The organism is Saccharothrix deserti, from assembly GCF_009769385.1.
GTDB classification, from domain to species: Bacteria; Actinomycetota; Actinomycetes; order Mycobacteriales; family Pseudonocardiaceae; genus Actinosynnema; species Actinosynnema deserti.
The window spans coordinates 1-11,244 of record NZ_VKAB01000093.1 but is presented as its reverse complement, the minus strand read 5'-3'; the positions used below and the strand labels follow the sequence as shown (position 1 = coordinate 11,244).

Sequence of the window (11,244 nt, the reverse complement as noted above, 5' to 3'; positions counted from 1 at the left end):
GCCGGCTACACGGGGAACTCGGTCTGATCCCGCCTGTGGAACACGAGACCAACCATCACCACACAACCGCACCCGTCTCGGCACCGAGCGGGTAATCACACCCTCCATCAAACCCGGTACTTGACAAACACGACGCCAAGCAGATGTGGCAATTGGCCGCACCGGCGAGAGTGATCGTGGCCGCCGACGGCCACCGGGTGGTCGGTACCGCGAACATGTATGCCAACCGGCCTGGCCCCGGAAGCCACGTCGCTTCCGGCAGCCTGATGGTCGCCCGACAGGCACGGGGCACAGGCGTGGGGCGAGCCCTCACCACCGACATGATCGACTGGGCCCGACGAAACGGATTCACAGCCATCCAATTCAACGCCGTCGTCGACACGAACACGGCCGCCGTCCGCCTCTACGAGAGTCTTGGATTCGTCACACTCGGCATAGCCCCTGGAGCATTCCGCCACCCCACCCGGGGAATCGTTGGCCTACGCATCATGTGGCTGGACCTGTGACAAAGCCGTCCTGTCGTCGGCATGAGCGGATGTTGCCGTCGGTCTGAGTGCCCGGTCTGCGCACGAACCACGGCAGCACACCTGCCTCCGCCAGCATCACGTGTGATCAACTTGACAAGTGCAGAGAAACTTCGAGCTGCGGAAAGTGGCCATCGGGACATGCGGCCGCGACCACGGAACCCCTTGTGCGCACGAAACGCCTGCGTCAGATGCCCACTCCTTCGAGTCGACCCAGCTCGGATGCCGCGACTGGAGGAGATCCACGCCAACCTCGTCGACCGCCTTGAGGAGGCGAAACAGCAAGGCCGGCTGGGCGAGGTCACCGCGATCGAGACCACCCTGGCCGCAGCGGCGCAGAAAATCGAAGCCATGCGCACCGCCCGCAGCGCAACCATCCACCTCGGCATGCCCGACATACGGCTGGCCACCGCACGAGCCGGCATCGGCTGGTGCCGCGACCGGAATCGTTCGCGTTGTTTGACGGTTGTCGGCTGAGCGGCCGAAGGGGCAGATCGCCGATTCAGTCGCGCCCCGCCCGTCGCGCCACCGCGGCTCTCTATTGACAACTTGGTACGGTGGCCCAGGTCGCACGGCTTGTAGAGTACGGCAGCGCGCAAGGGAGAGGGGCCGGGCAACGATGCAGGCGTCGGAGGTCCCGCGTGCGGTGGCTGCGGCCATGTCGATCGCCTCATCACTTGATCTGACAGTCGACGACGCGATCATTCTTCATGACTCGAACAAGCTCACTCTGCGTCTGCTGCCTTGTGACGTCCTGGCCAGGGTGGCACCTGTAGCGCATCAGGTCGCGCAGTTCGAAATCGAGCTTGCTCAACGGCTCGCCGAATCAGAGAGCCCGGTGGCCGCTCTTGAGCCTCGAGTCGAGCCGCGCGTCTACGAGCGTGATGGCTTCGTGGTCACGCTGTGGACCTACTACGAACCCGTGTCACGTCGAGAGGTCTCACCGGCCGACTACGCCAAGGCGCTCGGGCGGCTGCACGCCGGCATGCGCAAGCTCGATGTCCCTACGCCGCACTTCACGGATCGAGTCGAGCAGGCCCAACAACTCGTGGCAAACCGCGACCACACTCCGGCGCTCGCCGACGCGGACCGAGAGCTCCTCGGCAGCACGTTACGAAGCCTGAGGCGAGTGATCGGCGAGCGCGGCGGCGGCGAGCAGCTACTGCACGGCGAGCCGCACCCGGGCAACGTGCTCACCACGAAGAACGGGCTGCTGTTCATAGACCTCGAGACGTGCTGCCGTGGGCCTGTCGAATTCGACCTCGCCCATGCGCCCGTAGAAGTCAGCGAGCACTATCCGGGTGTCGATCAAGGCTTGCTACGCGAGTGCCGGATCCTCGTGCTGGCGATGATCACAACGTGGCGCTGGGATCGGGGCGACCAACTCCCAAACGGGCGCCAGCTGGGCACAGAGTGGCTCAGCCAGATCCGAGCAGCGCTCGATCGCAACGGCCTGGATACCCATGGCTGATCGCGGGCCTTCGAGGTCGTGGCCGGCCGGCTGTTGATGTCGGGGCCGGTCGTGCGCGAGATCCACTCGCATATTGGCAGCCCACCTCGTGGGCGTCAGCGGTCGCCGACGCCGACGCCGCGTGCTGGTACGACGCCCCGCCCAACCTGCTCGCCCGATGGTCGCACCTACCCTAGTGGGGTCAGATGCTGCTCCGCGCCCTGGTCTACCGGATCACCACCCACGACAACGCACTCGGGCCAGCCGGGTGGACACCGGACCAGGTCAGCACATACCGGCGCGTGATCGACCTCGCCACCGAATACGTCAGATGCTCACTACTCCGGCCCGAGCCGTCCCAGCGAGACCGTCTGATCGAGATCCGCGACAACCTGTTCGACCGGATCGCCGAAGCGCAGCGCGAGGGCTGGCTCGGCGAGGTCGAGGGCCTGGAGGTCAGCCTGGCCGGCGCCGAGGACAAGCCGGCCCAACTTGATAACGCTCTCAAGCCGTCTCTCAGCCGGCGTGAAGGATCCGAAAGCGATCGGGTTCCGCCGGATCTCGATCAACGACCTGGATCGGCGTCCAAGCCCATTGCCAAACGCTGATGCCTGGCGTGCGGGAGAACTGGATCTGCCCGCGGGTGCCTTCGACTACAACGCGCGGCCAGGATTCGGCAGTGCGCGCCCGGTCCACGCCGTGAGAACGCAGCACGTCGGCGAGGACGGCGACCGTGTCGTAGCCCTCGAAGGCGACGAAGGAGGGCGCTTCGGCCAGCCGCTCGCGGAGGGCCGTCTCGACTCGTGCACCGAGTGGGCTGAGGCGCTCGGGCAGGTAGCGCAAGAACGGGATCGCGGTGCCGTCGCCCAGCAACGTCGCCCATTCGGCGAACTCCGGTTGCCCGGCCGGAGCACCGATCATGATCTCGGCGAGGCGCTGGTCGCGGCGGACGGACTTGACGATCGACACTGCCGGCTCCGGGTGGCCGACCAGCAGGAGGAGGGCTGTCGCGCGATTGTCGACGAGTTCGTCGCACACGGCCGCGGGGGTGAGCGCGCGCATGTCGAGTTCGATGACGGTGCCGCCGCGTGGAGCGAGGTAGTCCCGCAGAATGCGGGCCCCGGATGCCCAGTAGACACTCGACTCGGCTGCTACGGCGATTCGACTGCAGCCCGCGCTGAGGAGGAAGTCTGCGTAGATCTGCCAGCCGTGGGACTGCGCCGGGGCGAGGCGCGCGACCCATTCCGTTGGCTGTTCGGTGAGCGCGTCGAGAACCGCTGACGAGCAGAGGAACGGCAGGCCGAGGGCGTCGGCCCTGGCGGCAGCGGCGCGAGCGACGACGCTGTGATACTCCCCCGCCAAGGCAGCCACGCCCAGGCGAGCCAATTCATCCACGGCCGCCGCGGCCCTCTGTGGATCAGCCGCGGTGTCTCGGACCACCAGCTCGAGTGGTCTTCCGACGATCCCGCCGGCGTCATTGACTTCGCGAACGGCCAGCTCGAGCCCAGCGAGCAAGTGTTGGCCCGCCTCGACCCAGCCAGGCCGAGTCAGCGGAACGAGAGCGCCGATCTGGACGGTTGATCCGTCAGTCCACTCCGCTCCAGGTGGCGATGGTGGCGTACCCATACGTTGGCGTCTCCCGCGTGACGATTCGGTTGCAGTTTACCCGGATCGCAGCCCAGGACTTGGGCGACCGCGGCTCTGAGGTTGTCGTAACGGACCTTGCCGGTCGGCACCCCGCCCAGCGTGTTGAGAGCGTGGACGTGGCCCTCGAAGAACGCCTCCTGTCCGAAGGAGGCGAAGATCCAGTGGACCGCTTTCCCGGAGTAGGGCAGGCGGACGCGAACAGGTAGCAGGTCACCAGCTCGCCACCCAGCCGCACGGTCACGTCCCCGAAGTCGACCTCGGCCTCCGTCCCTGGGCAGGTGGGTCTGCGGGACAAAGGCCTTCACCGCGCGCCGACCGGCGTGCGGATCTCCGGACGCCGCGTCGCGACGTAGGCGTGGACCATCGGATAGGAGATGTCGACGGCTCCGTGCTCGTCCAAGAGCCGCTCGAAGATGCGCTTGACGGGCTGGGTGTGGACGACTTCGCGCTGCGCCGGGACCACGTCTACGGCACGGTCCTGATCGACATGGACACCCGCCGGCCGGTCGACGTGTTGCTCGATCGGGAAGCCGCGACGTTCGCCGCCTGGCCGGATACGTGGAGAAGACCGTCGCCGCCCATCACCGCTGCCTTCACCGTGAGCCGGAGATCCCACCCGGGGTCCCGGGCGAGGCGGATGCCGTCGAGCTCGCCGAAGCGGCCCACGCCGAACGGGCGGAGCAGTCCGGCCCTGGTCGTGCGCACGAAGAGCCGCCACGAGGCGGTCCAGGCGTTGACAGCGCAGGGTAAGGGCATCCCGTGAACCCGCCACGCGGGCTCCATCCGTCGTGTGGCGCGCAAGCGGATCGGTCTGCGGACAGCGCGTGGCCTGTGCTGTCGTAGCATGGCCAGTGCGAGATCGCGTGTTCGTTGCGGGAGGATGCGATGGCGTCGAGCGCCGAACCGGTCGTGCGGGATGCCGGGCACGACGATGTGGTGGCAATCCGCCGGTTCGGCGAGGCACACATTCGAGCGCACTACGCCCCGCTGATCGGCGCTGCCGCGGCGGATGAGCAGGTCCGCAGGTGGTGGAACGAGACGCACGTCGACGCAGCCGTGGCCGGGGGTCTGGTGGTCGTCGCCGACGCCGACGGGCACGTCGTCGGCGTCGGGCAGCGCGGCCGCAGAGGAGCCGACCACGTGGTCTACAAGCTCTACGTCCACCCCCGGCATCGCGGCCGCGGGCTGGGCCCGCGGCTGCTCGATGCCCTCACCGGACAGCTGCCCGCTGACGCTGATCGGCTGTACATCGAACATTTCGTGGCCAACGAGCGCGCGGGGGCGTTCTACGAGCGTGAGGGCTTCACCGTGGAACGGATCGAGCCAAGCCCCACCGGCAACCCCGCACTCGGGGTGGTGTGGCGCGCACGCCCGCTGGCTGCATTCGCCAAGGCGCCTGGACAAGCTTGACGTTGCACCGCATCGCGCTGGAAGGCGCCCGCGCCACGGCGGACCTGGCAACGTCACCGTGCCGCGGCACCGAAGAACGTCAGCGAACCAAGACCCGCTGCTGTCCAGCGACCCAACGCCGACAGCGGGACTGGCTACCTACGTGAAGAAACTGCTGCGGCCGCTGGTACGCGTGTCTCGCCAAACGCACCCACATCGGGCATGAGCGTGTTCGTACCGCTCCCGCCCGCCGAACTGGTCCACGTCCGTCGACACCAACCGGCACCTCATCGACGCGCAGGTCAACGGCTGAATCGGTCGATGTGCAGGTTCGAGTCCTTCCGGGGGCACTTATCCGATCAAGCGCTTCCGCTGGTCGAACCAGGTCCCGTCATAAGGCTGGAGCGAGCCCGGAATCGCGGATCCGCACGGCCACGCCAGAGTTCTTGCCGGACGCACGAATGAACTCCTTGTGAGTCTGAAGTGGACTGTCGGCGCGGTTGTCACGCCGTCGCGGGAAGCGCTGGCCGGCGGTCGGCCTGCGCGGTTCGGGTTGCGCGGATGGCGATGGTGATGACGAGCACGAACGCGACGAGCGCGGTGAGGGTGCGCACGATGTTGAAGGCCTCCCATCGCTGGAGGTGCGTCGCGTAGTCGGCCGGTGGTGCGGTGACGGCCCACACCTTGATCCGGCCGTTGATCGGCACGTTGCCGAAGCGGGTGATCAGGAACGAGGCCACGGCCAGCACACCGGCCGCACCCGCGAGGTACCGGTGTGTGCCTCGGGCGAGGACGGCCAGGGCGAGCGAGCTCAGCGCGGCCAGCGCCATCGTGGTCTGCATGACTGGGCCGTTCATCTGCATGAGTGCCGAGTGGAAGGTCAGGCGCACGTCGAGCGGCACCACGTTGAACGTGGTCGCCACGTTGACCGCGCCGTAGCCGAACGCGCCCGCGAGCAGGCCGGTGGACAGCAGAGCGAGCCCGGTGACCAGTCGGATCGGCATGAGAAGCTCCTCAGGTTTGGTTGTGGGACAATGACTTCGGGAGTCGACTGGAAGTTCAGGACGTGGTGGGCTCGGCCGCTGCGGCGGCGATGTCGGCGAGCATGCGGGCGCGTTGTCCCTGGGATGATGACGCGTCCGCGGGTGAGCACGGTGTGGATGTGGGTGGTGTTGCGGATGGCGGCCGGCGGGTCGGCGTCCAGCACGACCAGGTCGGCGAGCTTGCCGGGCGTCACCGTGCCGAGCGCGTCGTCCAGGCCGAGCATGCGTGCCGGTTCGACGGTCGCGGCCCGACCCGCGCGGGCACAGCCGCAGCTGCCGTCCCCACAGCCACCATGACCGCACCCGCCCGAAGCACATCACGACGACCCAGCTCGCCCATTAAGTCTGACACGCCGTCAAACATAATGACTCTTACTAATCTTGACAACGTGTCCGAGATAACGACGCCCCGGCGTCGGCGACGCCGGTCCGACGCCGACTGAGGCCGGACAGCCCACCGCCGCCGTCACGCGCTTCCACCACCTGCACCTGCAAGCCGTCGCCTACCTGGGACCCGACCACCCGCACACCCTCGCCAGCTAGCGGGGTATGGCCGGGGATACGACCGGGGCGGCGGCCGGACTCGAGGCGCTGCGATCGCGATGGTTACCGCCGGATTGGAATTGGACGTCATGCTGTGTCTGTTTCATGCTGACCCTTGACAGGAAGCTCACCGCGAAGGCGATGAAGGTCGCTACGAGGAGGAGAGAGCAATGACCGAACGAATGGGCAGGGTGATCTGCGACATCACGATCTCGGCCGACGGGTACTCGGCCGGGCTCAACCAGACCGAGGAACGCCCGTTCGGCGACGACGGCGGCGACGGCTCGGGCGACAAGCTGCACGCCTGGATGTTCGACACTCCCGACGAGAACCGGGCCGAGGTCGACCAGATGACCGCCGCCAAAGCGTTCATCATGGGGCGCAACATGTTCGGCCCGGTGCGTGGCGAGTGGGATCGGCAGTGGAACGGCTGGTGGGGCGAGGATCCGCCGTTCCACGCCCCGGTCTTCGTGCTCACCCACCACGCGCGCGACCCGCAGCCGATGGACGGTGGCACCACGTACTACTTCGTCACCGACGGAATCGAGTCGGCACTGGCACAGGCACGCGCGGCGGCCGGCGACGGCGATGTCGCGATCCAGGGCGGCGCGACCACCATCAACCAGTACCTCACCGCCGGCCTGATCGACGAGCTGCGGCTGCACATCGTGCCGCTCACGCTCGGCGCCGGCACGCGGCTGTTCGAGGGCGTCCCGCCGCTGAAACTCGAGCAGGTGAAGTCGCGAGCCGCGACCTCGGTTACGCACGTGACCTACCGCGTGCTGTCCTGAGCTGGAGGGCGGTGTTACACACGACTACCACGGGTTGCAACACCGCGATAGTCGTCCCTAATGCCGCGTTACCAAGCAGACCGGCCGTCGGAGTGACGGGACGTCGCATCGCGGTCGACGCCGGCTGATCCCGATCCCGGCGACGGTCGACAGCGCGGCGGCGGTACTGCCGGGGTTGTCCCGCAGTGCCTGCCACAGCTTTCTCTTCGGCCTCCGTACGCGACTTCGCCGTGCCGGGGACAGCTTCCAGGGTGGGGATGTCGGTGGTGGACATGACTACCTCGCAGTGGTGGCGTACGGTTTCTCATCGACTTCGCATCCGAATTCCGCCGGCGGTGTCGAGGTAACCCTTGAGAGCCGGGTCCTCAGCTGGGTTGGGCGGTGGCCAGGTCGGACACGAGGAAGTCGAGGACGTAACAGCCGAGGGCGCCGTCCTCGGTGCGGCCGAGCCACACGGGGTTCGCGCCGTCGCTCCAGCCCGGCACGATGATCAGGTCGGTGTTCTCGGCGGACATGGTGTGGTACGGAGCCTCGCTCCCCATGGCTGCCTCGATCTCGGCCCGCTGGTACGCCGTCGCGCCGGTGTGGTCGACCAGTGCGAGGGTGGCGGTGTCGACCGGGTTGCCGAAGTACTCGCCGTCGCCCAGTGCCAGTTCGTGGTCCCCGTCGCGTAACGCCAGATGCCACGACGTGATGGGCGCGCCCGTGACGGTCACCCGGCACGCGGCGGTCATGGCTGTCCGCGGCGCCCCGTTCTCCGTCACCTGGAACACGTCCACCGGATACTCGCCGGGCGGCACCGTCGCGGCCAGCGGTGTGGAATCGGCGTCGAGCCAGCCGGGGTCCGCGACGACCAACCTGCCGCTGGGCAACCGGATCGTACCGGCGGGGATCCGCTGGATGGTCAGGACACGGCCGTCCTGCGTGCGGAACCGCGCGCCGTCGGTGACGGTCTCGGCGATGTGGCGCGGCTGCAGCGGTTGCGGTGGGCGCCACGGAAATCGGGTGGGGACGACCGTGGGCCCGGAGCGGACGGTCGTGGGGCCGGCCATCCCGGCGAGCCCTGGCCAGCCGTCGACCGCGGGCATGGCGACGTTCTCCGGCGGCTGTGCCCGCTCCGGCCAGTCCGGCCAGTCACGCGTGGTCTGGAGCGTGCTGCCGTCGGACTGCACCGCCGTGATCTCGATCGCCGCGGTCGTCTCGATCGCCGCGGTCGCGTCGCGGCGGATCCGGGCCTGGAACGTCGGCCGGTCGCCGTCGAACTCCGGTGTGTCCGGCCCGGCGTAGTTCCAGCTGCGGACCTCGAACAGCCGCAACCGCCCGTCCGGCCAACGCCGGTATGCGACGCCCCGGTACCTGCGACCGGCGGCGTCGACGTGCCACAGCTCGGCGTGGTGGGCCGACCAGCACACCTCCACGACCGCCCGCGCCACCCCGCCGACGAGCAGGGCCGCGGCGTACTGGCCGCCTGCGGTGTCCTGGGCGCGTGCGACCGACTCGGACATCGGCGACACCGGGGCACGCGCGGCGGAGTCCCATCCCGCGCAGTACACGATCTCCACCGGCTGGTCCGTCGGAGCGGGCACGTCCGCCACCGGCAGATTGTCCAAGTCGGGCATACCGCCCGGCGGCCCGGTGGGCGGCCTGCGGACGTTCGACAGCGCCAAGAACCCGCCGGCCGTCACGGCTGCGAGGGCGCCGCACATGAGCACCGTTCTTCGCGTGAGACGCGTGGCCGTCTCGTCCCCCTGCGCCGGCGAGTTCACGGATCGCGACCCTACTGGACACGGGACGGCCAACGGTCGCTCTGCTGTTCGGCGGCCGGCGTCGTGCGGACCACGGCGACCGGACAGGGTGCGTGCCGGAGCAGGTGTTGGCTGGTCGAGCCGAGCAGGAGGCCGAGGAATCCAGGGGGTCCGCGCTACTCGACACCGTTGGATTCCACTCCACTTGAATTGATCGAATTCCGTCCAATGCGATCGTGACCTCGGAGGACAACCGAAAGGCTGAAGCAGCCCTTTTCGTCGAGGCGATCGCAAATCATTGAAAGGTAGCCGCGACCCCGCGCACGCGGTGTCCGGGTGTCTGCGAAGCGCCCGCCAGGTGCCAGGACTCGCCCCGTGCATCCGGGGTCTTGCCGTGTTCGTGAGCGCAGTCGGGGTGACCTACCTCATCGTTTGACCAGTACTGACAGCCGGGAACCACAAGGGTGCATATGCGCTTTCCGCTCGGAGGAGACCATGCACGAGACAATCACTGGACAGGCCGTCGCCAACCCCCGCCGGACCAGGCTGGGACCGGACTGGACCGCGCGGTCCACCGACGTGGCCGCCCACCCACAGCCGACTCCCAGCACTGCGACTGACTCAGGTGCGGGCAACGCTCCCTCGAATGAGCCGCTGCAGGTGAGACCTGGCCACGTCCGCTAGACAACCCCACGACCCCCATGACACCTGCAGGAGTCTTGTTTACGCAGGTCAGGATAGATTTGACCTACGTTGACACGACAGGGGCCGCAGGGACGCGGGCAGCACGACGGCAACTCGGCCCCGACGTTGCAGCCGGCGGACCCGGGTTTCGTCCACGACGGCCGGGACTGCGGCGTTTGCGAGCTGTCCGGCAGGCGACCTCGCCGAGTCGGCGAGCATGATGACGGCTTCCGGGCCGGTGGAGGCGGTCTGGCACGTGCGCGGCGGACTTCGTCGGTTCCGGGTGTCGATTTGCGGGAGACTCGTTCGTCGCACGGGTATGACTGAGACCATGAACGAGCCGATCTCGACTCGCAATCTGGACCGATACGGGTCCGCGGAGCTGCCGTGGGAGCGTCCGCGCGACATCCTCGCCAGCGACACGCCCGCGGCCGACCTGACGTTCTTCGTGGCGACCGTGCGGCCCGACGGACGACCGCACTCGGCGGGGGTCGGGGCCGTGTGGGTGGACGACGCGCTGCACTTCACGAGCGGGCCGGGTACGCGTAAGTCGCGGAACCTGGCGGCGAATCCGGCGTGCAGTGTGTCGGTGCGCTTGCGCGGTATCGATCTGGTGATGGAGGGCGAGGCCCACCGGGTCACCGACTCCTCAACCTTGGAGCGTGTGGCGGCCGTTTACCGCACGGGCGGCTGGCCGGCTTCGGTGGAGGGCGACGCACTCACCGCCCCGTACAGCGCGCCCAGTGCGGGTCCCGCGCCCTGGCACCTGTACCGCCTCACGCTGCACACCGCCGTCGGCGTGGCCACCGCCGAGCCACACGGTGCCACCCGCTGGGGCTTCGCCCATCAAGGCTCTGAACCGACCGCCTAGTGGTGCACTGCTTTCAGGCCACTGGATATCCGCATCAGCAACGCCGTGAGCAGTGAGATCTCCTCGCTGCTCACGATGTGGACGAGGTCCTCCCGGTCGCGTTCCACCGCGGCGACCCATCGTCGAAGCGCCTCCCGCCCGTGGTCGGCGATGAAGACCAGCACGCGACGGCGGTCGGCGTCGTCCACGCGGCGGTAGACCAGGTTCGCCGCCACCATGCGGTCCACGACCTTGGTGAGGGTGGGCGCCGGCAGCAACGCGAACTCGGCCAACGACGTGCGCGACGTCGACCTCACCAGGGTGCACATGCTGAGTGGCCCGATCGCGGTGGAGGGCGCCGAGCCGGGTGACCTGCTGGTGGTCGACATCCTCGATATAGGGCCTATTCCCCAGGCCACGGGCGACGTGTCCGGCGCGGGCTGGGGCTACACCGGTACTACATTCCGAGATCATGTGGCAGCGGGTCGCCGCGCCGGCGGTAATGACTGATCAGGGCCCTGCTCAGGTGGACCTGGCGCCATAGCGCACGGGTGATCGCGGCGCCGACATCGACGACG

At 68.3% G+C, this 11,244-nt stretch carries 13 protein-coding genes and 3 pseudogenes; 8 read left to right on the top strand and 8 right to left on the bottom strand.

Annotation, left to right across the window (positions count from 1 at the left end):
- Positions 1-143 precede the first annotated feature (143 nt).
- The 4 genes from FM051_RS48675 to FM051_RS51285 all read left to right on the top strand — a co-directional run bounded on the left by FM051_RS48675 (position 144) and on the right by FM051_RS51285 (position 2,582).
- Positions 144-506 (top strand): GNAT family N-acetyltransferase, encoded by a 363-nt coding sequence (locus FM051_RS48675; RefSeq protein WP_158854626.1) that lies wholly within the window; start codon positions 144-146, stop codon positions 504-506.
- Between the two features lie 240 nt (positions 507-746).
- Complete coding sequence (locus FM051_RS48670) at positions 747-1,001, top strand: hypothetical protein (protein WP_158854624.1); 255 nt, start codon at positions 747-749, stop codon at positions 999-1,001.
- A gap of 169 nt (positions 1,002-1,170) precedes the next feature.
- Positions 1,171-1,995 (top strand): phosphotransferase enzyme family protein, encoded by an 825-nt coding sequence (locus FM051_RS48665; protein ID WP_238413230.1) that lies wholly within the window; start codon positions 1,171-1,173, stop codon positions 1,993-1,995.
- A gap of 185 nt (positions 1,996-2,180) precedes the next feature.
- Positions 2,181-2,582: a hypothetical protein gene (locus FM051_RS51285; protein ID WP_202919498.1), complete on the top strand. Its 402-nt coding sequence runs from the start codon at positions 2,181-2,183 to the stop codon at positions 2,580-2,582.
- On the opposite strand, the gene FM051_RS48655 is transcribed toward FM051_RS51285, so the two are convergent.
- The 3 genes from FM051_RS48655 to FM051_RS53855 form a co-directional block, all read right to left on the bottom strand.
- On the bottom strand, positions 2,491-3,600 hold the full coding sequence (locus tag FM051_RS48655) for an ABC transporter substrate-binding protein (RefSeq protein ID WP_158854620.1): 1,110 nt from the start codon (positions 3,598-3,600) through the stop codon (positions 2,491-2,493). The genes FM051_RS51285 and FM051_RS48655 overlap by 92 nt on opposite strands.
- Before the next feature lie 322 nt (positions 3,601-3,922).
- Positions 3,923-4,084: a hypothetical protein gene (locus FM051_RS51280; RefSeq protein WP_202919499.1), complete on the bottom strand. Its 162-nt coding sequence runs from the start codon at positions 4,082-4,084 to the stop codon at positions 3,923-3,925.
- Between the two features lie 2 nt (positions 4,085-4,086).
- Positions 4,087-4,377 (bottom strand): hypothetical protein, encoded by a 291-nt coding sequence (locus FM051_RS53855; protein ID WP_338019557.1) that lies wholly within the window; start codon positions 4,375-4,377, stop codon positions 4,087-4,089.
- A 129-nt stretch (positions 4,378-4,506) separates the two neighbouring features.
- Between FM051_RS53855 and FM051_RS48640 the strand changes: the two genes are divergently transcribed.
- Positions 4,507-5,031 carry a GNAT family N-acetyltransferase gene (locus FM051_RS48640; protein WP_158854618.1) on the top strand — a complete coding sequence of 175 codons (525 nt, stop codon included), beginning with the start codon at positions 4,507-4,509 and terminating at the stop codon, positions 5,029-5,031.
- 482 nt (positions 5,032-5,513) lie between these two features.
- Here the strand turns inward: FM051_RS48640 and FM051_RS48635 are convergent, their stop codons facing one another.
- Together FM051_RS48635 and FM051_RS52845 are read right to left on the bottom strand one after the other, a co-directional pair.
- Positions 5,514-6,008, bottom strand: coding sequence for an anthrone oxygenase family protein (locus FM051_RS48635; RefSeq protein WP_238413232.1), 495 nt, complete (start codon positions 6,006-6,008; stop codon positions 5,514-5,516).
- Positions 5,891-6,301 (bottom strand): annotated as a pseudogene (locus FM051_RS52845) (amidohydrolase family protein); the annotation flags it as partial. The gene FM051_RS48635 and the pseudogene FM051_RS52845, both read right to left, overlap by 118 nt.
- Before the next feature lie 465 nt (positions 6,302-6,766).
- Between FM051_RS52845 and FM051_RS48625 the strand changes: the two are divergent.
- On the top strand, positions 6,767-7,387 hold the full coding sequence (locus FM051_RS48625) for a dihydrofolate reductase family protein (protein ID WP_158854614.1): 621 nt from the start codon (positions 6,767-6,769) through the stop codon (positions 7,385-7,387).
- Positions 7,388-7,752: 365 nt separating this feature from the next.
- Here FM051_RS48625 and FM051_RS48620 read toward each other — a convergent pair whose 3' ends face one another.
- On the bottom strand, positions 7,753-9,153 hold the full coding sequence (locus FM051_RS48620) for a DUF4241 domain-containing protein (protein WP_158854612.1): 1,401 nt from the start codon (positions 9,151-9,153) through the stop codon (positions 7,753-7,755).
- Between the two features lie 11 nt (positions 9,154-9,164).
- Positions 9,165-9,308 (bottom strand): annotated as a pseudogene (locus FM051_RS48615) (universal stress protein); the annotation flags it as partial.
- Between the two features lie 839 nt (positions 9,309-10,147).
- Between FM051_RS48615 and FM051_RS48610 the strand changes: the two are divergent.
- A complete protein-coding gene (locus FM051_RS48610) occupies positions 10,148-10,687 on the top strand; it encodes a pyridoxamine 5'-phosphate oxidase family protein (RefSeq protein ID WP_158854610.1) in 540 nt (179 codons plus the stop codon).
- Here FM051_RS48610 and FM051_RS48605 read toward each other — a convergent pair.
- Positions 10,684-10,995: a MarR family winged helix-turn-helix transcriptional regulator gene (locus FM051_RS48605; RefSeq protein ID WP_158854608.1), complete on the bottom strand. Its 312-nt coding sequence runs from the start codon at positions 10,993-10,995 to the stop codon at positions 10,684-10,686. The two genes, FM051_RS48610 and FM051_RS48605, sit on opposite strands and share 4 nt — an antisense overlap.
- Between FM051_RS48605 and FM051_RS48600 the strand changes: the two are divergent.
- Positions 10,943-11,122: pseudogene (locus FM051_RS48600) on the top strand (acetamidase/formamidase family protein); the annotation flags it as partial. The gene FM051_RS48605 and the pseudogene FM051_RS48600 sit on opposite strands and share 53 nt — an antisense overlap.
- Between the last annotated feature and the right edge of the window lie 122 nt (positions 11,123-11,244).

Coding starts and splice junctions, on each gene's coding strand:
- FM051_RS48675 (WP_158854626.1), top strand. CDS start 144: ATGTGGCAATTGGCCGCACCGGCGAGAGTGATCGTGGCCGCCGACGGC.
- FM051_RS48670 (WP_158854624.1), top strand. CDS start 747: ATGCCGCGACTGGAGGAGATCCACGCCAACCTCGTCGACCGCCTTGAG.
- FM051_RS53855 (WP_338019557.1), bottom strand. CDS start 4,377: ATGCCCTTACCCTGCGCTGTCAACGCCTGGACCGCCTCGTGGCGGCTC.
- FM051_RS48605 (WP_158854608.1), bottom strand. CDS start 10,995: ATGTGCACCCTGGTGAGGTCGACGTCGCGCACGTCGTTGGCCGAGTTC.
- FM051_RS51285 (WP_202919498.1), top strand. CDS start 2,181: ATGCTGCTCCGCGCCCTGGTCTACCGGATCACCACCCACGACAACGCA.
- FM051_RS48610 (WP_158854610.1), top strand. CDS start 10,148: ATGAACGAGCCGATCTCGACTCGCAATCTGGACCGATACGGGTCCGCG.
- FM051_RS48625 (WP_158854614.1), top strand. CDS start 6,767: ATGACCGAACGAATGGGCAGGGTGATCTGCGACATCACGATCTCGGCC.
- FM051_RS48655 (WP_158854620.1), bottom strand. CDS start 3,600: ATGGGTACGCCACCATCGCCACCTGGAGCGGAGTGGACTGACGGATCA.
- FM051_RS48640 (WP_158854618.1), top strand. CDS start 4,507: ATGGCGTCGAGCGCCGAACCGGTCGTGCGGGATGCCGGGCACGACGAT.